At 60.0% G+C, this 20,080-nt stretch carries 23 protein-coding genes, 1 tRNA gene and 1 pseudogene; 6 read left to right on the top strand and 19 right to left on the bottom strand.

What is annotated here, in order from left to right; genetic code table 11:
• Window positions 1-418: 418 nt before the first annotated feature.
• Window positions 419-655: pseudogene (locus ACP7AP_RS10345) on the bottom strand (IS30 family transposase); the annotation flags it as partial.
• Window positions 656-666: 11 nt separating this feature from the next.
• Window positions 667-1,224 carry an ISAs1 family transposase gene (locus ACP7AP_RS10340; RefSeq protein ID WP_426034127.1) on the bottom strand — a complete coding sequence of 186 codons (558 nt, stop codon included), beginning with the start codon at window positions 1,222-1,224 and terminating at the stop codon, window positions 667-669.
• 119 nt (window positions 1,225-1,343) lie between these two features.
• On the opposite strand from ACP7AP_RS10340, the gene ACP7AP_RS10335 reads away from it, so the two are divergent.
• Window positions 1,344-2,234 carry a hypothetical protein gene (locus tag ACP7AP_RS10335; RefSeq protein WP_426034126.1) on the top strand — a complete coding sequence of 297 codons (891 nt, stop codon included), beginning with the start codon at window positions 1,344-1,346 and terminating at the stop codon, window positions 2,232-2,234.
• Window positions 2,235-3,321: 1,087 nt separating this feature from the next.
• Here the strand turns inward: ACP7AP_RS10335 and ACP7AP_RS10330 are convergent.
• From ACP7AP_RS10330 to ACP7AP_RS10290, 9 genes are all read right to left on the bottom strand, one after another.
• A tRNA-Phe gene (locus ACP7AP_RS10330) sits at window positions 3,322-3,397 on the bottom strand.
• 99 nt (window positions 3,398-3,496) lie between these two features.
• The gene (locus ACP7AP_RS10325; RefSeq protein WP_426034125.1) at window positions 3,497-3,673 is read right to left on the bottom strand and encodes a DNA gyrase inhibitor YacG; all 177 of its coding nucleotides are present in this window, start codon (window positions 3,671-3,673) and stop codon (window positions 3,497-3,499) included.
• On the bottom strand, window positions 3,670-4,695 hold the full coding sequence (locus tag ACP7AP_RS10320) for a ribonuclease E/G (protein WP_426034124.1): 1,026 nt from the start codon (window positions 4,693-4,695) through the stop codon (window positions 3,670-3,672). Before ACP7AP_RS10320 ends, ACP7AP_RS10325 begins: the two co-directional genes overlap by 4 nt.
• Window positions 4,692-5,267, bottom strand: coding sequence for a Maf family protein (locus tag ACP7AP_RS10315; protein WP_426034123.1), 576 nt, complete (start codon window positions 5,265-5,267; stop codon window positions 4,692-4,694). Before ACP7AP_RS10315 ends, ACP7AP_RS10320 begins: the two co-directional genes overlap by 4 nt.
• Before the next feature lie 60 nt (window positions 5,268-5,327).
• Window positions 5,328-5,546 (bottom strand): translation initiation factor IF-1, encoded by a 219-nt coding sequence (gene infA, locus ACP7AP_RS10310; protein WP_054005112.1) that lies wholly within the window; start codon window positions 5,544-5,546, stop codon window positions 5,328-5,330.
• 392 nt (window positions 5,547-5,938) lie between these two features.
• Window positions 5,939-6,823: a carbon-nitrogen hydrolase family protein gene (locus ACP7AP_RS10305; protein WP_426034122.1), complete on the bottom strand. Its 885-nt coding sequence runs from the start codon at window positions 6,821-6,823 to the stop codon at window positions 5,939-5,941.
• Between the two features lie 138 nt (window positions 6,824-6,961).
• A complete protein-coding gene (locus ACP7AP_RS10300; RefSeq protein WP_426034121.1) occupies window positions 6,962-7,567 on the bottom strand; it encodes a GNAT family N-acetyltransferase in 606 nt (201 codons plus the stop codon).
• Window positions 7,564-7,971, bottom strand: a complete 408-nt coding sequence (locus ACP7AP_RS10295; protein WP_426034130.1) for a nuclear transport factor 2 family protein — start codon at window positions 7,969-7,971, stop codon at window positions 7,564-7,566. Before ACP7AP_RS10295 ends, ACP7AP_RS10300 begins: the two co-directional genes overlap by 4 nt.
• A 141-nt stretch (window positions 7,972-8,112) precedes the next feature.
• Complete coding sequence (locus tag ACP7AP_RS10290; RefSeq protein ID WP_426034120.1) at window positions 8,113-8,949, bottom strand: SDR family oxidoreductase; 837 nt, start codon at window positions 8,947-8,949, stop codon at window positions 8,113-8,115.
• Window positions 8,950-9,053: 104 nt separating this feature from the next.
• Between ACP7AP_RS10290 and ACP7AP_RS10285 the strand changes: the two genes are divergently transcribed.
• Window positions 9,054-9,416: a winged helix-turn-helix transcriptional regulator gene (locus tag ACP7AP_RS10285; protein ID WP_426034119.1), complete on the top strand. Its 363-nt coding sequence runs from the start codon at window positions 9,054-9,056 to the stop codon at window positions 9,414-9,416.
• Between the two features lie 80 nt (window positions 9,417-9,496).
• Here ACP7AP_RS10285 and ACP7AP_RS10280 read toward each other — a convergent pair whose 3' ends face one another.
• The 7 genes from ACP7AP_RS10280 to ACP7AP_RS10250 form a co-directional block, all read right to left on the bottom strand.
• Complete coding sequence (locus ACP7AP_RS10280; RefSeq protein WP_426034118.1) at window positions 9,497-9,949, bottom strand: low molecular weight phosphatase family protein; 453 nt, start codon at window positions 9,947-9,949, stop codon at window positions 9,497-9,499.
• 2 nt (window positions 9,950-9,951) lie between these two features.
• Window positions 9,952-10,428 carry a UPF0262 family protein gene (locus tag ACP7AP_RS10275; protein ID WP_426034117.1) on the bottom strand — a complete coding sequence of 159 codons (477 nt, stop codon included), beginning with the start codon at window positions 10,426-10,428 and terminating at the stop codon, window positions 9,952-9,954.
• Window positions 10,425-11,735 (bottom strand): histidinol dehydrogenase, encoded by a 1,311-nt coding sequence (gene hisD / locus ACP7AP_RS10270; protein WP_426034116.1) that lies wholly within the window; start codon window positions 11,733-11,735, stop codon window positions 10,425-10,427. Before hisD ends, ACP7AP_RS10275 begins: the two co-directional genes overlap by 4 nt.
• A 256-nt stretch (window positions 11,736-11,991) precedes the next feature.
• Window positions 11,992-12,999, bottom strand: a complete 1,008-nt coding sequence (locus ACP7AP_RS10265; RefSeq protein WP_426034115.1) for a GlxA family transcriptional regulator — start codon at window positions 12,997-12,999, stop codon at window positions 11,992-11,994.
• Window positions 13,000-13,046: 47 nt separating this feature from the next.
• Window positions 13,047-14,765: a methionine--tRNA ligase gene (gene metG / locus ACP7AP_RS10260; protein WP_426034114.1), complete on the bottom strand. Its 1,719-nt coding sequence runs from the start codon at window positions 14,763-14,765 to the stop codon at window positions 13,047-13,049.
• Window positions 14,766-14,847: 82 nt separating this feature from the next.
• On the bottom strand, window positions 14,848-15,387 hold the full coding sequence (locus ACP7AP_RS10255; protein ID WP_426034113.1) for a cytochrome b: 540 nt from the start codon (window positions 15,385-15,387) through the stop codon (window positions 14,848-14,850).
• A complete protein-coding gene (locus ACP7AP_RS10250; RefSeq protein WP_426034112.1) occupies window positions 15,388-15,942 on the bottom strand; it encodes a YceI family protein in 555 nt (184 codons plus the stop codon).
• Between the two features lie 157 nt (window positions 15,943-16,099).
• Between ACP7AP_RS10250 and ACP7AP_RS10245 the strand changes: the two genes are divergently transcribed.
• Genes ACP7AP_RS10245 through ACP7AP_RS10235 form a run of 3 tightly spaced genes read left to right on the top strand, consistent with a single transcriptional unit; the run spans window position 16,100 to window position 18,156 of the window.
• On the top strand, window positions 16,100-17,143 hold the full coding sequence (locus tag ACP7AP_RS10245) for an aldo/keto reductase (RefSeq protein ID WP_426034111.1): 1,044 nt from the start codon (window positions 16,100-16,102) through the stop codon (window positions 17,141-17,143).
• 9 nt (window positions 17,144-17,152) lie between these two features.
• Window positions 17,153-17,677, top strand: a complete 525-nt coding sequence (locus tag ACP7AP_RS10240; RefSeq protein WP_426034110.1) for a hypothetical protein — start codon at window positions 17,153-17,155, stop codon at window positions 17,675-17,677.
• On the top strand, window positions 17,665-18,156 hold the full coding sequence (locus ACP7AP_RS10235) for a lipocalin family protein (RefSeq protein ID WP_426034109.1): 492 nt from the start codon (window positions 17,665-17,667) through the stop codon (window positions 18,154-18,156). Before ACP7AP_RS10240 ends, ACP7AP_RS10235 begins: the two co-directional genes overlap by 13 nt.
• Here ACP7AP_RS10235 and ACP7AP_RS10230 read toward each other — a convergent pair.
• On the bottom strand, window positions 18,150-19,010 hold the full coding sequence (locus ACP7AP_RS10230) for a helix-turn-helix domain-containing protein (protein ID WP_426034108.1): 861 nt from the start codon (window positions 19,008-19,010) through the stop codon (window positions 18,150-18,152). The two genes, ACP7AP_RS10235 and ACP7AP_RS10230, sit on opposite strands and share 7 nt — an antisense overlap.
• A gap of 107 nt (window positions 19,011-19,117) precedes the next feature.
• Here ACP7AP_RS10230 and ACP7AP_RS10225 point away from each other — a divergent pair, with 107 nt between their 5' ends.
• A complete protein-coding gene (locus tag ACP7AP_RS10225) occupies window positions 19,118-20,035 on the top strand; it encodes a fatty acid desaturase (protein ID WP_426034107.1) in 918 nt (305 codons plus the stop codon).
• Window positions 20,036-20,080 lie beyond the last annotated feature (45 nt).

Here is a 20,080-nt window from a genome sequence, read left to right as displayed (position 1 = left end):
AACGTACCAAGCCCTCTGGACCGCCGTCGGTGCAGTCTGCGATCTATTCCATAGCCAGGAATGCAGAAACTACTTCAAAGCCGCAGGATATGGTCCCGATTGAAGGTGACTTGCTCTAGATTGACTCTGGGATGGCGAAACCGCCCATTTTTGAAGGCAACCCAAAGCACCGCAATGCCCGCGCCGTGGCCGTTCTGAAGCGTCTCTGTATCGACGGGTGGGCGTGCAGGGAGTGCCATGACCCGGTGCCGATCTACCGACGCGCTGATGCCCGCTATTGCTGCGAGGGGTGCCGCACGCGGACTGCACGGGCAAGGAAGTTTAAACTGTAGGGCGGTCGGCTTGGGGACTGGCATGGGGAGCATATTTGCCGCTTACGCAATTCAGAGATTTTGAAATATAGAGGGGCTCCTTGGATTCAAGTTTCAAGTGCAACGGTTGATCTGAAGGCCGCGAGTTCTTCGGCCATGGCTTCTTCGGGGGTTTTCCATCTGAGGGTTTTGCGGGGTCTCTGGTTCATCAGGCGCGCCACGTCGTTCAGGTCGGTCTGACTGATGCCGCTCAGATCGGTGCCCTTGGCGAAGAACTGGCGCAGCAGACCGTTGGTGTTCTCGTTGGAACCCCGCTGCCAGGGCGCGTGCGGATCGCAGAACCAGATGTCGATCTTCAGGCGGCGGGCCAGTTCCGGGTGGCATCCGCCGTCACCACCTTGCCCTTGAGCGCGATCAGGCCAAGCATCTCGAGCGCCGCTTCCAGTTCGCCGCCATTATCGGCGGCCACCGTGGCCAGCGTCAGGCGCAGGCGCGCCGCGTAGGCCGAGACCATCATCCGGGTCCGCACGCCCTGTCCCTTGTCACGCGCGCCGCGCAGGGCCTTGCCGTCAATGGCGATCACATCGCCGTCGCCGAGCATCGCCGCGATCTGGGCCAGCACCCTCCCGAAGGCCGCATCCAGCGCCTTCGGATCGATCATCCGAAACACCATCGAGAAGGTGTAATGCGACGGAATTGCATGCTTGAGCTTCAGGAAGCCTCTGAAAACATGCTCTTTTGCCCGACCGAAGTCCGCCATCTCGGCACAATTCGTCGCCCCGCAGAGCACCGCAACAAAGCCTAGGACCAGAAGTTCGCAAAGGTCGTGACGCGCGTTGTCGGCCCGGGGATCGGGGATGTCTTCGAAAGCGGCGAGGAGGATGTCTTCGAAAGCGGCGAAGAGGATGTCCATGCGGGAAATGGGCTCCAAAAGGGCGAACCCCGCTCCAGAATCCATCCTGCCCAAGACCGCAAGGCCCCTCGGATCAGGTCAAATCCCAAACGCGATTCCCCTGCCGTGCGTTTGTTGCCATGTTCATCGCTTATAACTTATTGGATCAGGGCGGTCCCGCGCACAATCCCGCCCGGCAAGACCCATTCACGAGAGAGAAATGCGGCACGATAGCGGCAGATATGGGAAAAAATAATGGCGGATTGTTTCGACAAGCGAAACAGATCTCGCATCTTTTTGTTTTAACGAATCACACGTTTATGTTACTAAAAACGGCGTTTAGTGTTCAATTTTTCGAACATTTCACCTACTTGTCATTTAAACAGGAGAGTATCATGAACTTCCGTACGTTTGCACTTGTCAGCACCTTGTCTGCTCTGAGCGCACTTCCCTCGGCCGCCGCCGTAATCACGATTAATTTTGAAGGCGTTGGTGAACTTGCGCCGGTCGGCAACTTTTATGCCTCGCAAGGTGTTGAATTTTCGCCAGCGACGCTCGCAATTATCGACAGCGATGCAGGCGGCAGTGGAAACTTTGCCAACGAACCCAGCCCGTCTACGGTGATGTTCTTTCTGGACGCAAACGAGGCGATCCTGAACTTTGCGGCGGGCTTCAGTGATGGCTTCTCGTTTTTCTACTCTTCTTCGGTTGTGGCAGGCGTTACCGTCTGGGACGGCATGAATGGGACCGGGACTATGCTGGGTCAAATCGATCTGCTAAACAACGGTACGACGGGGCCAGGAGATCCGACTGGTCTCTTTGCCACATGGAATATCGGTGCAGTTGCCTTCCTCGGCACGGCCAAGTCGATTAATTTCGGGGGCACTGCAAACCAGACTGGTTTTGACAACATCACATTCGGATCGACCGACCCGACTGGCCCGTCGCCCGTTCCCGTGCCGGCTGCCGCCCCGTTGCTCCTGGGTGCGCTTGCTGCACTCCGTGCTCTGGCCCGCCGTCGCCGTGCCTGACTCTGGCGCTTGAGACTATAAGAGGCATGCCCCGTAGTGCGCACGGGGCATTTTTTTTCATAATCGTGGGCCTCCGACAGACCAAGCCATAAGTACGCGGATAATTTGACAAGGTCCGGCATCGGATCGCTGTAAGCAAGTGCATTTGCAGGACGTGCCAACGCGTTTGTGTTCGAGTGCCAAGCTCTGGGTATTCCAGTGCAGGAATTGATCCTGACGCTTGGCTTAACAAGAACCTGGTCTTGGGGGAGTTTGCCAGTCACGCGTAGGGCTTTCCTTCGCGCGATGTTCAGGCAATCTACTTTCGCGTCATGTCAGACTTGCAACGCTTCCTTGCGGCCTTTCCTACCTTGCAGCTTGCCGACGATACCGCATCGCCGGTCTATCAAGCGCCACACGTGTGCAAGTAGGGAGGAAGCCCAGCGTAAGAGGGGCGCGTGTTCAATCTTTGCAACCCTCGCGCCGGGGAACCATGGCTCGCGTTTCCTTTAGACTGGGCCTTACGTGTAGCGCGACAATCTGGATGCGAAGTCTCATCTTGATCGTCGCGCTACACCACAAAAAGCCGTCGATGATAGATCGTGGCCGATCCGCGTCTGTATCGTGGTGCCGGGCAGTGGCTTTTCGGGCGCGGGAATTGATCCCCATTCTTGGCTTATCAAAGAACTTGGGCTGAGCGGCTTTGCGTATCATTCGGCGGGGCGCATGTCGCGGGATGTTTCGGCGGTTTACTTTTTTTCGGACCTTGCAAGACGCACTACGCTTTTTTGACGCTTTCCCGGCCTTGCAGCTTGCCGATGATACCACCTCGCCACTTTACACTTCGCACAAAAGTAGGTTCAAGCCCTGCAATGCGGTATCTAGCAGAAATACACGCGGGCGGGGGATGGGGTGTTAGCCCTAATCGCCGCCCATTACGCGCGCACGCGGAGGGGGGGGTGTTAGGCCGAGCGTAGCGCATTGCCGCATCGGGGCGAAGCGCGGCGGGCAATCCACCCTATCAACGCAAGAAGGGGGATATTTAGGGGGATAGGACTACAGACCAGCATGCTAACTATTTAATTTTAAACAATATTTCGTAAAATATTGGTGCCCGGAGACGGAATTGAACCGCCGACACGCGGATTTTCAATCCGCTGCTCTACCAACTGAGCTATCCGGGCACATCTTGCAAGGCCTTATCTTACTTGGTGGCGGGGTGATACGTTACAGGCGCGGGGCTGTCCAGTGGGTTTTGCCAGAAAAATGCGCTGGGCGGCAGATCATTGCGGGCGATGTTTCGGGTCGCTGAGATCTTCCGGGTTTTCGTCGTCAATCGCCGCAGTTGGGATAGCATAACTACCCGTAAGCCATTTGCCCAAATCAACATCTGCGCAGCGGCGCGAGCAGAAGGGTTTGTATTTTTCGTCAGATTTGCGGTTGCAGATCGGGCAGCTCATTCCAGCAGTTCCGTCAGCGGCAGACGGTCGCGTTTGCGGGTGATCTCGTAAAGGCCAAGCGTGGTCCAGCCTGCCAGATTGACCTCGGATTCCGATTTGAATGCGGCGCGGATGACTTGATCTAGGATGGCGCGGTCTTTCTTCGGCATCGGCGCGAAGTCGATCACCACTTGGCCTCCCAATCCGCGCAGCCGCAGCTGACGCGGCAGTTCGCGGGCGGCGGCAATGTTGGCCTTCAGGGCTGCGGCGGGCGAGGTGTCATTGCCGGTGTTCACATCGACTGCGATCAGCGCGCGGGTGGGCTCGATCATCATGTGACCCTCGTTCAAGGTCACACGCGGAGTGAGCAGGGCGTCGATCATCTCCAGCACGTCATGGTCGGCAAAACCACCCTCGATCACCTCATCGGGTTCGGGATCGGCCCAGTCGCGCCAAGCGGTTTCATGTGCGCTTGCGCCTTCGACCAGCAGTTCGGCATTGCCTTGAATATCCGCCAGCACTGCCTGTGCGAGTTCGCGCATTGCTGCGATGTCTTCGGCGATTTCGTCATCATTGGCATGCGTGCAGGCCGAGCGCAGGATCAAACCCAGCATCTCATCCGCGCCTTGCATCGCGACCTTTGCCAGCGCTTCCAGATCATCGCGCAGCGCGTCGTCTTTTATCCGGCGCGAGATATTCAGGCCCGGAGCACCCGGCGTGACGATGGCGTAGCGCGATTTGAAAAGCAGGCGGGTGGTGACGGGATAGGCCTTGCCAGCCTCGGCAGGACCGGTGATCTGCACCAGCAGGCGCTGGCCGGGGGCGATACCTGCGGTTTGGCGCAGGAAACCTGAGCCTTCGGGGAGTTTAACGAACAAGCCACCTTGGCCCTTCATCGGGCGGTCGGCGATGGCGCGGTAGATCGCACCGGGCAGGGGGGCGTCGGTGATCGGGTCAATCGCCAGATCGTGCAACTGGCCGTCTATAACCAAGGCGGCGGCGGGGCGGTCTTTCAGGGTATCGAGCAGGACGGTGCGGGTCATTGGCTTTTCCAGATGGGGTAGCCTGCGGCGGCAAGCAGGGCTGCGGTTTCAGCCAAGGGAAGGCCAACGATGCCGGTGAAGCTGCCAGAAATCCACGGGATGAAGGCGCCAGCAGCACCTTGGATGGCGTAGGCACCGGCTTTGCCTTGCCATTCCATCGATGCGAGATAGGTGTTCAGCTCCACGTCAGACAGCCGTTTCATCTTCACAGCCGAGACGCTTTCGCGGCTCCAGATTTTGTCACCGCGTTTGACGGCGATGGCGGTGATCACCTGATGCCGCCGCCCGCCGAGGTCGGTGAGGAATCGTGCGGCCTCGCCTGCATCGGCGGGTTTGCCGAGAATACGGCGGCCGAGGGCGACTGTGGTGTCGGCGGTCAGGATGATGTCATCGGGGTCGGCGGGAATCGCCGCCGCCTTTTCGCGCGCCAGACGCGCACAATAGGGGCGGGGCAACTCGCCCTTGAGCGGGTCTTCGTTGATGTCGGGGGGGAGGATGGCGTCGGGGATGATGCCAAGCTGCGCCAGAAGTTCCTTCCGGCGCGGGCTGCCTGATCCGAGGATAAGCTTCATCAGGGTTTCCCGCGCTTTTGGGTCCGAAAACCGGTGCCCACTTTTCGGAAAGCGCTCACGTTACTTGAAGCGGTAGTTGATGCGGCCTTTGGACAGATCATAGGGGGTCATTTCGACCTGCACCTTATCGCCTGCCAGAACCCGGATGCGGTTTTTGCGCATCTTGCCTGCCATCACCGCGATCAATTCATGGCCGTTGTCGAGTTCAACCTTGAATGTCGCGTTGGGCAGGAGTTCTTTCACGACACCGGGGAATTCGAGGATATCTTCCTTGGCCATGGTCTCTCCAATAGGATTTAGCCCGCGGGAACCGCAGGCATCGGCAGGGATATGCGCTTGTTGGGGGGGATTTTCAAGGGGGAAAATCGGGGCTGTTTGGGGTGGTTTGCGTGTTCACGGATGCGCGGACTTTGCGGGCGGAGTTTCTTCCCCGCTGGGAGTGGTTTGTGTATCGCGGCTTATTTTGCGGCGTTGGACACAACATGTTGTGGTTGTCTGGGGAATTGTGCGGGATGGGACTGTTTTACACGAAGTCCGCAAGATCAAACGTTCATCATTTTAAGGCGTCAGATTGCCTCCGGCGGGGATATTTTTGCACAGAGGATGGGCTTAGGGGAACCACGGGTGGAGTGGGCTTTTGCTGTGGATTTTTAACGTATGGGGCGGCGTGTTCAGGGGTTTTTAACGATTTCGATGGGTTGGATGGCACGGCTGGCTTGTTCGGGCCAGTGTGCGTGGTTGAACACCGAGCCTGTGGCACGCACGATCTCAACGGCGGAAAGGTCGATTTCGGCAATGGCCCAGCCGGGTTGGTTTAGCGCGGTCTGGGCGAGAATCCCGGTCTCGGGGAAACCTTTGTCAGAAGGGCCGTAGATTGCGGCGGAGCCTACATTCTCGTCCACAGCGGGGCAGAAGTCGCACGGGCCGACGGTGGGGGCGTGGACGACGACGCATTGACCTTCCAGCGCGCGGGCCATCGCGCCTACTTTGACGCGTGTATATCCGGCCAGAGTGTCGGTGCAGGACGGCACGAGCAGGATTTGCGCGCCTGCCTCGATCAAGGTGCGGGCGAGCAGGGGAAATTCGCTGTCATAGCAGATCAGTACGCCGATTTTGCCCATGGCTGTGTCGAACAGTTGCAGCGGGTTACCTGCGACCACATCCCACGTTTCACGCTCAAACCTTGTCATCATCTGCTTGTCTTGGTGGCCGATGATGCCGTTGGGGCCGTAGAGGGTGGCGCGGTTGGTCGGGCGTTGAGTGCCGAAATATGGGGCCGATGCGCCGAGGATGTAGAGGTTGTGCTTGGCTGCGAGTTGGCAGTGCAGGGCATCAACGGCAGGGCCATGGCGGGCGACTGCGTGCAATGCAGCCTCTAGGTCGTCCGAGACTTCGCGCGGGGCGAGCGAGGCCAGTTCCATGCTGGCATATTCCGGGAACACCAGCAGGTTAGCGCCCATCGCTACGGCATCTTCGACCCATATGGTGAGTTTGTTGGCATATTCCGAGAAATCGACAAGGCGGGAGAGCGGGTAGGCGGCTGCGGCGAGGATCATGGCGGGCCTTGGTCTTGGGGGGGGGCGGGAGTGGCGGGGTGAACCCCGCCCTACCCATGTAGGCCGAGGCGGCGGGTTTGAGATGTAGGGTGGGGTTCACCCCACCAATTATGCGGCGCGGTGGGGTAAAACCCCACCCTACAGTTTGCGCATCCAGAATTGCAGCGGTTTGGTGGTTTCTGCGTCGTCTCCCACGTCTTTCCACGCGAACTCTGCCAGCACGCCGGGCAGCGGCTCATAGCCCCGGCCCATCCAGAACGCATCATTGGAGCGGGCATTCGTGGGTTTCAGCGGATGGTTTTCGGGGCGTTTGACCGAGCAGAACGCGACATAGGCGCGGTGCATGGCGCGGGCGTGGTCTTCGCGCAGATCAATGAAGCGGTGGCCCAGACCGATGCCGCGATAGGCGGGCAGCAGGACGGATTCCGCACCGTAGAGGATGTTTTCCAGCGGAATATGCAGCGCACGGAACGGGGCGGAGAACGCTTCGGCGTGATCTTCCATCAGGGTCGAGGTGGAGGCTCCGACCAAACCTCCATTGTGGAAGGCCCCGACCAAAAGGGCGCCGGGATTGTCGCGGTAGGTTTGCAGATAGGCGCGTTCATACGCGAGGTTTCCGTCGTAAAGGTAGGGCCAGTCGCGGAAAATCGCGATGCGCAGGGCGGCGACACCATCCAGGGCGGCCTCTAGTGCTGTGCCGGTCAGGGCGCGAACTTCGATCTCGGCGGCCAGATCTGGGGTCATGCCGAGACCTGAGCGATCCAATCGTTGAGATTGTAGAAGGTGGTGATGCGGGAGATTTTGCCATCCTTTAGGTCGAAGAACGATCCGGCGGGCAGGATGTAATTTTGGCCGCGGGCTTCGGGCAGGCCGGGGTCGGTTTTGAGATATGCGCCATGGACCACGAATTCCGCGGCGGCGCGGGTGCCTGCCTGGTTTACGAAAATCTCAATGTCTTTCAGCTGTTCGCGGTAGGACACGCCCATATGCGCGCAGAATTCGGCGAACTTTTCGCGGCCAAGCCGGATGCCGCCTTCGTTGACGCGGTGCTCAATGCCGTCGGTGACGCAGGCGAGCATCCCCGTGGGGTTTTCGGCGTTGAAGGCAGCGTAATAGGCGGTGACGGTGGTGCGGGCGGTTTCGGTCATACTGGCCTCATGCAGGATTTGGCGCATGGTGGCACGCGGGCGCGGCCCGGTCCAGACCGGGATCGGCAGCATGGCGGTGGTTTGCGGCAGCGACGGGAGGCCGCTGTCGCAGGTTGGTTCGAGCACTGCTTTGGCGCGCGCTTACAGCGCCGCCTTGATCGTGGTGGCGATCGGCGTGGTCGGGCGACCGATCAGCTTTGACAACGTGTGGCTTTCATCCAGCAGCGACCCGGTTGCTGCGGTGTCGTCGCTGTCGGCGAGGATATTGGCGAAGGCTTCCGGCAGACCGAAGCTTTGCAGGATGCCCGCGTAGGTGTCTTTCGGCAAGGTGTTGAAGGCAATCGCTTTGCCGACCTGATTGGACACCTCAGCCGCAAATTCGGCCATGGTGTGCGGGATGTCGCCTGCAAGCTCGTAGGTCTTGCCTGCATGGCTGTCATCAAGGGCGGTGACGGCGATGGCTTCGGCATAATCGGCACGGGCGGCAGAGGCGATGCGGCCATTGGCAGAGGACCCGATCAGTGCGCCATGTTCGATGGAAGCTTTCAAGCTGCCGGTGTAGTTTTCGGTGTACCAGCCGTTACGCAGGATGGTGGCGGGGATGCCGGAGGCTTTCAGCGCGGCCTCAGTCGCGATGTGATCTGCTGCCAGAATCATCGGCGAAGCGTCACCCTTCAGGATCGAGGTGTAGATGATGCGTGTGACGTCTGCGGCTTTGGCGGCATCAATCACGGCGCGGTGCTGGCCCGCGCGGTTGTTGAAATCATTCGAGGAAATCAGCACGAGGGTGTCGATGCCTTTGAGGGCAGGGGCAAGCGTCTCGGGTTTGGTATAGTCAAAAGCGCGGGCCGGGGTGCCAGTGATTTTTGCCGGATCGCGGACAAGGGCGATAAATTCGGCCTGCGGCGCGCGGGCTTTCAGGGCGGTGAGGGCGAGTTGGCCGAGAGCGCCGCTGGCGCCGGTGATTGCGATGGTCATTTTGATCTCCTGTTTGGTCGGTGGCGCAAAGATACGCCTTTACTTACGAAAGAGAAGTACATACATTTCTGTTAGTATAAAGTTTTGCCGCGAGGGGCTGCAGGATGAATGTAGCGGTCGAATTTCCGCCGAATGTGCTGGTGGCAAATTGTCCGTCGCGGGCGGTGTTGAAGCATTTGACCAGCCAGTGGGGCGTGCTGGTGATGTTTGCCTTGCAGGATGGCACCTTGCGGTTCTCGGCCCTTCGGCGACGGGTGGGCGGGGTGTCAGAGCGGATGCTTTCGCAGACTTTGCAAGCGCTGGAGGGCGATGGGCTGGTGTTGCGGGTGGCGCATCCGGTGGTGCCGCCGCATGTGGAATATTCGCTGACGGCTTTAGGCGTTGAAGCCGCCAAGCGGGTGGGGGCCTTGACCGGGTGGATTGAGGCGAATTTGGCAGAAATTCTGGCGGCGCGGGTTGAAGCCTAAGATTGGGGGTTTCACGCCCCCAAATCCCCGTGGAGTATTTTCGCCAAGATGAAACAAAATTTTAGATAAGTTTTAGCGGCTTAGAGTTCTGTCGGTGGCCCAAAGCGGTCGAGCATCCGGGTTTTGATCTGGTCGCGGGCTTGGCGGTAGACGGAGAGTTTGGCGTCGCGGCCCTCACCCAAAGCGGTGGGGTCGATGATCGGCCAGTATTCAACCTCAAGATGGTAGGATTTCGTCAGATCAAGCGCGGCGTGCTGGCTGGCGGGGGACAAAGCGATGATCAGGTCGAACTGGCCAAGATCATCGCCGAGGTTCTGCATTTCTTCAAACGACCGCGTGCGGTGGCGGGCGAGCTCAACGCCGAGTTCTGCGCAGACGGCGATGGAAAAGCCGTCAACCTCCATATCATTCTTCACCCCTGCCGACTGCACATAGGCGCGCTGGCCGTAAAATTTCTTCATCATCGCTTCGGCCATCGGCGAGCGGACAGCGTTGTGATCACAGCAGAACAGCACCGATTGCGGAAATGCCATCATCAGCCCCAGTGCAACACGCAGATCAGGGTGAACAGGCGGCGGGCGGTGTCGATATCGACCTCGGCCTTGCCGTCAAGCCGCTCTTGCAGCACCCGCGCGCCCTCGTTGTGGATGCCGCGACGGGCCATGTCGATGGCTTCGATCTGGCTTGGGGGCAGACGTTTGACGGCCTCGAAGTAGCTTTCACAGATTTGGAAGTAATCCTTCACCACTTGGCGGAATGGCCCTAGCGACAGGTGGAACTCGCCGACTTTTTCTGTGGCTTCTGTGGCGATATCAAACACCAGCCGCCCCTCGCGGATCGCCAGCCCCAGACGGTAGGGGCCTGGCACCGTGGCGCGGTCGTCGCGCACCGGCAGGGTGAAAGAGTTATCTTCCAGCAGATCAAAGATCGCGACATTGCGCTCTTGCTCAATCGTCGGGGTGACGCGGGCGAGGCCCTTTTCGTCAATGTCGATGGCGCAGATGCGGTTCATTCTGCCCCCCGGTTCAAGCGATCCAACCGCGCGCGGACGGAAAGCCCATGCGCTTGCAGGCTTTCCGAGATTGCCAGCCGTTCCGCGGCGGGGCCGATCTGCGCCAGCGCTTCAGGGGTCATTTTGGCCAAGGTGGTCCGTTTCACAAAATCCATCACACTCAATCCCGAAGAAAACCGCGCCGAGCGGGCGGTGGGCAACACATGGTTCGGGCCGCCAACGTAATCGCCGATGGCTTCCGGTGTCCATGCCCCTAAGAAGATAGCACCAGCATGGGTGATTTGCTGTGACAGCGCCTCGGGGTCGGCGGTGCAGAGTTCGAGATGTTCGGGGGCTATGCGGTTGGACAGCGCCGCTGCCTCATGCAGATCGCGGGTGATGATCACCGCGCCATTGTCGCGCCAAGACGCCCCCGCAATATCGCGACGCTCCAGTGTGACAAGGCGTTTTTCGACAGCGAGGGCAACGGCCTGCCCGAAAGCCGCATCATCGGTGATCAGGATGGATTGCGCAGAGGCGTCATGTTCGGCTTGGCTGAGCAGGTCGAGCGCGATCCAATCGGGGTCGTTGTCGCGATCTGCTATCACCAGAATTTCCGATGGCCCGGCGATCATGTCGATGCCAACCCGGCCAAACACCCGGCGCTTGGCGGCGGCCACATAGGCATTGCCCGGACCAGTGATTTTATCAACCGGCGCAATGGTTTGGGTGCCATAGGCCAGCGCCGCCACCGCCTGCGCGCCGCCGATGCGGTAGATGGTGTCAACGCCTGCGATCCGCGCCGCGAGCAGCACCAAAGGATTCACAATACCGCCGGGGGTCGGGCAGGTGATCACCAAGCGCGCAACACCTGCTACTTTGGCGGGGATGGCGTTCATCAGCACCGAGGAAGGATAAGACGCCGTGCCACCGGGGACGTAGAGGCCCGCGGCGGATACCGGGGTCCAGCGCCAGCCCAAAGTTGCCCCTGCGCTGTCGGTCCACATCTCATCTTTCGGCATTTGGCGGGAGTGGTAGGCGCGGATGCGGTCCGCCGCGAGTTCCAACGCGGCGCGATCCTCGGGAGAGACTTTGGCACATTCTGCTTCGATCTCCGAAGGGCTGAAGGCGAGGGTCTGCGCTGTCAGCGTCAGACGGTCGAATTTGGTGGTCAGATCCAGCACCGCAGCATCGCCACGGGCGCGGACATCGGCGATGATGGCGGCTACGGCCTGATCGACATCCTCGGCTTCTTCGCGCTTCATGCCCAGAAGGGCTGTGAAGCGGGCCTCAAAATCGGTGTCATCGGTCGACAGAAAGCTGGGCATGGCGGCCTCCGGGAATTGCTGCGCTTGCATAGCGGCTGGGGCAGGGTGCTGCAAGAAAAACGCTGGGGGCAGGCGTCGATGCCGCATCCCAACCGCGCGTCAGCGCTGAAGAGGCTTGCGGCGTAAGCCGCGCCATCAGATCAGGCCAACAGCCGTGCAGAGCGGTTCAGGTTTACAAGGTATCGGACATCGCTGCCTTTCGTTTCACTCGAACGCGTTTTGCGGTAGGCTAGCTTCCCTGAAAACCTGAATCGCCTTAGCCGCCGAAATGCGAAAAGCGATAGGGCGAGGTGCCGTATTTCTTCCGAAACGACTTCGAGAAATGCGAGGTGGATGCATAGCCGCAGGCCACCGCCACCTCTGTCACCTTCATATCAGTTTCCGCGAGCAAAGACCGCCCGCGCGCCAGCCGCAAATCGTTCATATAGCGCACCGGAGTGATGTTGAGATAGCGGTTGAACAGCCGCTCAATCTGGCGGCGCGACAGCATGAGGTGGGCGGCGCAAGCGTCAAGGTCGAAGTCTTCCTCGATATGCGCCTCAAGATAAGCCGCCGCTTGCAGAAGTTTGTCGTGGCGGGTGCCGAGGCGGGCGGCAAGCGAGGTGGTTTGCAGATCTTCTTCCTGTCTGCGCTGGGTCAGCAGGCACATGTTCATCACCTCTTGCCCCAAAACCGGGCCGAAGCGGTCGTTGATCAGCTTGAGCATTAGATCGGCGGCAGCGACACCGCCGGCGCAGGTCATCACCCGGTCGTCAATGCAGAACACTTGCCGGGCGGGCAAAAGGTCTGGGTGGTTTTCGGCGAAAGCGTCGATATTGTCCCAATGCATCGTGAAACGGTGGCCCTTCAGGATGCCCGCCTGCGCCAGCGCATAAGCCCCTGTACACAACCCGCCGACCACGCGCCCCCGTCGCCATAACCCGCGCAACCAATCGCCCAAGGCTTGGCTGGCTTTGCCTTCGGGCTCCACCCCCGAACAGACCAGCACGATGCCTTCGGGTTTGGCCTGCGCCCAAGCGCCATCGACCATGATCGGCACACCGTTTGAACAAGTCACCGGGCCGCCATCATCCGACAATACCTGCCAGCGAAACAGCACCTGTTGCGTCAGTTGATTGGCCATCCGCAAAGGTTCAATCGCCGAGGAAAACGCCAGCATGGTGAATTTCGGCAGCAGCACAAAGGCCACATCCAGCGGCTCTACCTGCCCCGGCAGAGTGACATGCGCCGAACCTTTGGCGACGTATTTTTGCGCATCGCTCATAACGGCCCCCTCCGGTGCAAGCATAGCAGAACCGCCTGCAGGCTGCATCAGGTGCGGATACCAGCAAATCGTTGCTGCCAATCGGCGCGTTCTTCGTCGGTGATCTTGCGGAACAGGTTTTCCGGCACGCTGAAGGCGTGGCCTGCTGGCAGGGCTGTCATCGCAGCTGCCACGTCATCGGGCCAAGTCCAATCCTGCGATCCCATTGCGGCCATCATGGTGGCAGCCGCATCCGGGATGAAGGGCGCGGATAAGATCGCATAAACCCGGATCAGGTTCAGGCTGAGGCGGATCATCGCTTGCGCGCGCTCGGGGTCGGTTTTCACCACCGTCCAGGGTGCTGCGGCTTGCAGATATTCGTTGCCGATCACCCAGATCGCGCGCAACTCGGCGCTGGCCTTGCGGACCTCCATCGATTCCATACAGGCGGCGTAGTCTTTGATGCGGGTGCCGAGTTCTTCGATCAGCCGGGCCTCTTGTTCGCCAAATTCCCCGGCGCTGGGCACTTCTGTGCCGAATTTCGCGACGCAGAATTTGGTGACGCGGGACACAAGGTTGCCCAGCACATCGGCGAGGTCTTTGTTCACCGAGACCTGGAAATTCTCCCATGTGAACTCGCTGTCCGCCGATTCAGGGGCGTGGCTTAGCAGCCACCAGCGCCAGTAATCCGAGGGCAGGATCGACAAAGCCTGATCCATAAACACGCCGCGCCCACGCGAGGTGCTGAACTGGCCGCCATCATAATTCAGGTAGTTGAACGATTTCAGGTAATCGACCAGCTTCCAAGGCTCACCCGACCCCAAGATCGTGGCAGGGAAGCTAAGGGTATGGAATGGTACGTTATCTTTGCCCATGAACTGATAGTAGGTGACATCCTGCGCACCCATATCAGTGCGCCACCAGCGTTGCCACGCGGCATCTGGCAGGCCTTGCGCGTCGGCCCATTCAGCGGTGCAGGCGATATATTCGATGGGTGCGTCGAACCAGACGTAGAACACCTTGCCCTCCATCCCCGGCCAGATTTGATCGCCTTTTTTGACCGGGATGCCCCAGTGCAAATCGCGTGTGATGCCACGGTCCTGCAAGCCATCGCCGTCGTTCAGCCATTTCTTCGCAATCGAGGTCGTCAGGATTGGCCAGTCTTTTTTGCTGTCAATCCAAGCCTCTAGCTTGTCACGCAACGACCGCTGGCGCAGATAAAGGTGCTTGGTTTTGCGGACCTCAAGATTGGTTGATCCCGAAATCGTCGAATGTGGGTTGATCAGATCGGTGGGGTCCAACTGCTTGGTGCAGTTGTCGCATTGATCGCCACGCGCGCTCTCGTAGCCACAGTTCGGGCAGGTGCCCTCGATATAGCGGTCAGGCAGAAAGCGGTGATCGTCGATGGAATAGATCTGGCTTTCCTCGACCTCGCGGATCAGTCCAGCCTCGGCCAGTTTGCCCGCGAAATGCTGGGTCAGCAGATGGTTACGCTCGCTGGATGAGCGCCCGAAATGGTCAAACGACAACCGAAAGCCGCGCGCAATCTCGGCCTGCACATCATGCATTTCGGCGCAATATGCGGCGACAGGCTTGCCCGCTTTGGCCGCCGCCAGTTCGGCCGGGGTGCCGTGTTCATCGGTGGCGCAGATGAACATCACCTCATGGCCGCGCGCGCGATTGTAGCGCGCGAACAGATCGGCCGGAAGCTGAGAGCCCACCAGATTGCCCAAGTGCTTGATGCCATTGATATAAGGAATGGCGGAGGTGATCAGAATCCGTGCCATGCGATGCCCTTTCCCGTCAGTTGCGCCTCGTTTACCCGATGCGAGGGCCAAGGACCAGACGAGGTTAAAGCCTAGATCGGGATTATGAGCCCTTTGTGATGCGCCGCAGCGTGCCGTCGCCTTTCAAGCCCCGCAGAACTGCGCCTGTGATGTGGGCAAGCAGCAGCGCCATCAGCAGCTTGGTCAGGATGCCATGTATGGCAAAGCCTGCGTTTTCAATCGCTTGCGAAGTGGGGGCGATGGGTGGCAAAGTGATCTGGCCAAAGATCACCACATCCAGACCCGTCGCGGAACTGGCGACCCAACCGGACAGCGGGATCGCCAGCATCAGCAGATATAGCGCCAGATGGGTGGCCCGCGCCGCGCGGTTTTGCCATTGGCTGGGTGGCCCCAGTGGGCGCGGCGGCGGGCTGATCCGGTGCCAGATCAGCCGGATCACGGCGAGGCTAAGGGCTGTCAGCCCTAGCGTCTTGTGCAGCCCGTAAAGCCAAAGCGTTGAAAGATTGGGCTTAATCCAGCCAAGCGCCGTGCCAAGCACCAGTAAAGCCAAGATCAGTCCCGCCATGGTCCAATGCAGCAAGCGCGAAGCCAAGCCAAAACCTGTGGGAGAATTCCGCCACATCTATTCACTGCGCGCAATGCGGGCCAGAATATCCAAGCGCACCTGATCGCCGACCATATCCGACCAGCCCACAGCGCCAAAATCCGAGCGGTTGACTGCCCCTGTCAGCCGAATGGTCAGATGCGACAGATCGCCGGCCTCATGGCCCTTCTGCCGCCAGATCATCGCCTGCATCACCATCGGTTTGGTGACGCCGCGAATGGTCACGCGACCCTTGACCTCGGCACCTTCGCCGTTGGCAGTCACCGAGGTACTCTCAAAACTGATCTGCGGAAAATCAGCCGAATCCAGCACCTTAGGGCCTTTCATCGCCTGCGCCGCAAACGGAAATGACGCCTCGGCATGGGCGGAGTCCAGCGTCACGGCAACATGGCTGGCGCTGACATTTTTGAAATCGAGCGTGAGATCGGCGCGGGTGATCGGCATTTGCCCGGTGATTTTATCGCTGCCAAAATCGGTTTCAAACCCGATCAGCGAGGCATCGGGTTGCAGGGTATATTTGGCAGGGGCCGCGAAGGCGGGGCTGGCGCTAAGCGCCAAAATCAACAGCAGCATGCGCAAGGAAACCTCCTTATCTTAAGGTAATGTAACATTAAACTGGTCAAGGCCGCGCAAATTCGCGTGAGGTCAGACTTCAGTCTGATCTGGCCATGCGCAAGGGCTTTCCTTGTAAGGGCGCGCCGCCTAGTCTGCGCTGAAACAGGAGGGCGCGATGCGGCAAGTGCGATTGGGGCAGACGGGGCTTTCAGTATCGGCGCTCTCGCTGGGCACGATGACTTGGGGCAGCCAAAACTCCGAGGCCGAGGGCCATGCTCAGATGGATGTGGCGTTGGGCCACGGCGTGAATTTCTGGGACACCGCCGAGATGTATCCGGTCAATCCGGTGCGGGCTGAAACCGTGGGGCGTACGGAAGAAATCATCGGCAGTTGGCTTGCGGCGCGCGGCGGGCGCGATCAACTGGTGCTGGCGACCAAAGTGACCGGAGAGGGTCAGGACGCGGTTCGCGGTGGTGCGCCATTGACGGGTGCTGCGATGCGGGCGGCGGTCGAGGCCTCCTTGCTGCGGCTGAAAACCGACTACATTGATCTCTATCAACTGCACTGGCCCAACCGCGCCGCCTATCACTTTCGCGACATTTGGCACTTTGATCCGAGGGGTGGGGATAAGGCAGCTATTGAAGCGCATATGCTTGAAATGCTTCAGCTATCAGCTGATCTGATTGCAGAGGGCAAAATCCGCCATATTGCACTTTCCAATGAATCGGTGTGGGGCGCAGGGCGCTGGCTCGCACTGGCAGACAAACATGGTTTGCCGCGGATGGCGACGGTACAGAATGAATATTCGCTGCTGTGTCGGCAGTTTGACAGCGACTGGGCTGAACTTTCCACGCTGGAAGATATGCCGCTGCTGGCGTTCTCGCCTTTATCCACCGGGCTGCTGACGGGTAAATATGCGGGCGACGTGATCCCGGAGGGCACGCGGCGGGCGCTTAATCCGACGCTGTCGGGGCGGGTGACGCCGCAGGTGTTTCCGGCGGTGGCGGCCTATTTGGGCATCGCCGCGCGGCACGGGTTGAACCCGGCACAGATGGCGATTGCGTTCTGTATGGCGCGGCCATTTCCGTGTATTCCGATCATCGGTGCCACCGATCTGGCGCAGCTTGAGATCGCTTTGGGGGCGGCGGATGTCGCATTGGACGCCGAGGTTTTGGCCGAAATTGATGCAGCACACCGCGCGCATCCGATGCCATATTAGGGGCGCGCGATGCGGTTTTGTATGGTTTTGGCGGTTGTGGTGGCGGGCTGCACCTTGGGTGGTGGCAAGCTGGCGAAGCCCAGCGATAGCGCCAATCCGATCACTGGCGATGCCATTGCGGTGACCTCTCTGGACGCACCTACGGTGGCGGGTGCGGCTGATCCTGCCAAGCCAGCGGCGGAAATCGCAAAGCCTGACCCGGCGGCGCAGGCGGTAGCGCCCCAGCCCAACCCCGCCGCCGTTGATCCCGCCAAGGCCACTTCGCCGCCCGTTGCCGAAGAACCGGCGCGGGTGCTGGGGCCGGAAGAACTGGCTTGCGTTAAAAAGGGCGGGCAGTGGTCTGTCGCAGGCAAAGCGGGCGGGATGAGTTGCGTGCGCAGGATGCGCGACGCGGGCAAATCTTGCCACAAGGAAAGCGATTGCGAGGGCGATTGCCTTGCCAGATCAAATACTTGTGCGCCAATCGCGCCTTTGTTTGGCTGTAATGAAATTTTGCAGGATAATGGCGCGATGGTGACCCTTTGTATCGATTGATTGCGCTTTTGCTGCTGAGCGCTTGCGCAATAGCCCCGAAAACTGTGGCGGTGGGTCGCTACCGCGCGCCTGATGCGCCGATGTATTCCAATGCGGTGATGGACCAAAACCGTCTGGTCGGCACATGGAGTCAGGTGGCAGCTTTCGGCGGGGAAGCTTGCAAACCCGGCGGTGCCGAGATTTCCCAAGGCGCGGGCGAGCTGCAAATCCGCTACCGTTTGTGCGAATCTGGCGTGCAGATGGCGGCGGCAGGGCCGATGGCCTCGGATATTGTGGGGCGGTTTGCGGTGCCGGGGCAGCCGGGGCCGTGGTGGATTTTGTGGGCCGATGGCGATTATCGCACCTTGGTGGTCGGCAGCCCGAATGGGCGGCTGGGCTTCATCCTGAACCGAGGGGCCTTCCCGCCGGATCGGCTGAAAGCGGCGCGGGATATCTTTGAATGGAACGGCTATGATCTTAGGCGGTTGACCGTCTACTGATCCATAACCCGTTGTAATCGTGCCAGATGATCGCGCACGCCGCGCGCACCGAACGGGGCAGCACGGATCAAGCCATCAAAATGTTGCAGAATGGATTGCACCCGGTCAGGGTCGCGAAACACGATGTATTGGCGGCCCAGATAGACGACGGCAAGGTGCGGGCCGAACACCGTGACCGGGCTGGAATAGACCCGATGCGCGTCAAACAGATACAGCCGCAGCGCGGGATAAAGCGTGTCACAGATCGCAATCAAATGATCCATCTGCGCATGGCGGGCGCCAAGGGGCAGGCCAGACCAATAGCCTAAGCCTCGGGCAAAGTTCGATATTTCATGCAGTGGCATAGCGATTTCATAATCGGAATGCGCGGATTTCATCCAATCCAGCTGGTCTTTAAACGCCGCAATCGCCTGATCAGCGGCGCGGCCAAGGTCGTCGGCGTATTCCCAAGCCACCACTTCTGGCGTCTTTAACATATCGGGCAGGCTGGCGGGGACATGGCGGATTTTATAGCCCGCAGCGGCGCGGTGCCAGCCGATCAGCTCTTGGTCAAACAGCGCACGCGGCGCTTCGGAAAAGGTTACGGAACTGGCCAGCAGCGCGTCCACCGGCTCGGGCCGATCGGTCAGGCCCAAAAGCCAGTCGCAAGACACCCCCAAAGCCGTGGCGCAATCGGCGGTCAGTTGCGCATTGGGCAGCCGGATGCCGGGGGCGAGCAGGGCCGATACCGTCGAGCGATCCGCCCCGGTGGCGCGGGCCAAGGCGGCTTGGCTGGTGCCCTGCTGCGCCATCGCCTCGGCCAGACGGATGCGAAACAGGGGGGCGCGGTGGCGTTTGTCGATAAAATCCTGCATCTGTTTTATATTATCCACAATGGTGATGGGATGTTGCATATCCTCTGAGTTCCGCAGCGGTTTGGCAAGTGTTAGCGTACGACGATAACCCCTTGATGAGGAAAGATATGCCGCAGACTCGCGTTATGGAGTGGCCGACTGTGGGGATGTTGCTGGTGACTTATGCCGTCTTTGCGCTGGGCGGTTGGGTTTGGGTTAGCACGGGCGCGGTGTCGATCCTTCTCACCGGGATCGCCTTGGCGCAGTTTTCTTCCTTGCAGCATGAGGTGCTGCATCGGCATCCGTTCCGCGCGCAATGGTTGAACGAGGCGCTGGTGTTTCCGGCATTGATGCCCTTCGCGCCCTATCTGCGCTTCAAGGACTTGCATTTGCAGCACCATTTCGACCCGGCGCTGACAGACCCTTATGATGACCCCGAGTCAAACTATATAGAGCCTGCTGTCTGGGCCAAAACCGCACCGCTGATGCGGGTTTTGTTGCGTTGGAACAACACCTTGGCTGGACGGATGCTGCTTGGCCCCGCATTGGGCACCTGTATATTCCTGCGCGATGAGCTGGCCTTGCTGCGCACCGGCGAGGGCCGGGTTTTGCTGGCCTGGGGGCTGCATCTGATCGGGTTGGTGCCGCTGTTCTTGTGGCTGCAATGGGTGGGTATGCCGATCTGGGCCTATCTGCTGGCGGTCTATCTTGGCACGGCTTTGTTGAAGATCCGCACCTATCTGGAGCACCGCGCGCATGAGGCGTTCCGCGCCCGCACCGTGGTGATCGAGGATCGTGGCCCGCTGAGCTATTTGTTTTTAAACAACAATTTCCACGTCGTGCATCACATGCATCCGGCTGTGCCGTGGTATGAGTTGCCGGCACTTTATACCAGTCGGCGCGAGCATTACCTGCGGCGCAACCAGGCTTACGTCTATCGCAGCTATGGCCAGATCTTCCGGCAGTATTTCTGGCGCGCGAAAGACCCGGTGCCGCATCCGGTCTGGCCGGTTCGGCACGATGCCGCCGGGCAGGATCAGTTGTAGGGGCGGCGCGCGGCTTTTGCGGCGGAGAATCGCCACAGAAGTGAT

The sequence above is a fragment of the Cypionkella sp. TWP1-2-1b2 genome (genome assembly GCF_049896245.1).
Taxonomy (GTDB): Bacteria; Pseudomonadota; Alphaproteobacteria; order Rhodobacterales; family Rhodobacteraceae; genus Cypionkella.
The sequence above is the reverse complement of the archived record's forward strand: the minus strand, read 5'-3'. Positions and strand labels throughout refer to the sequence as shown.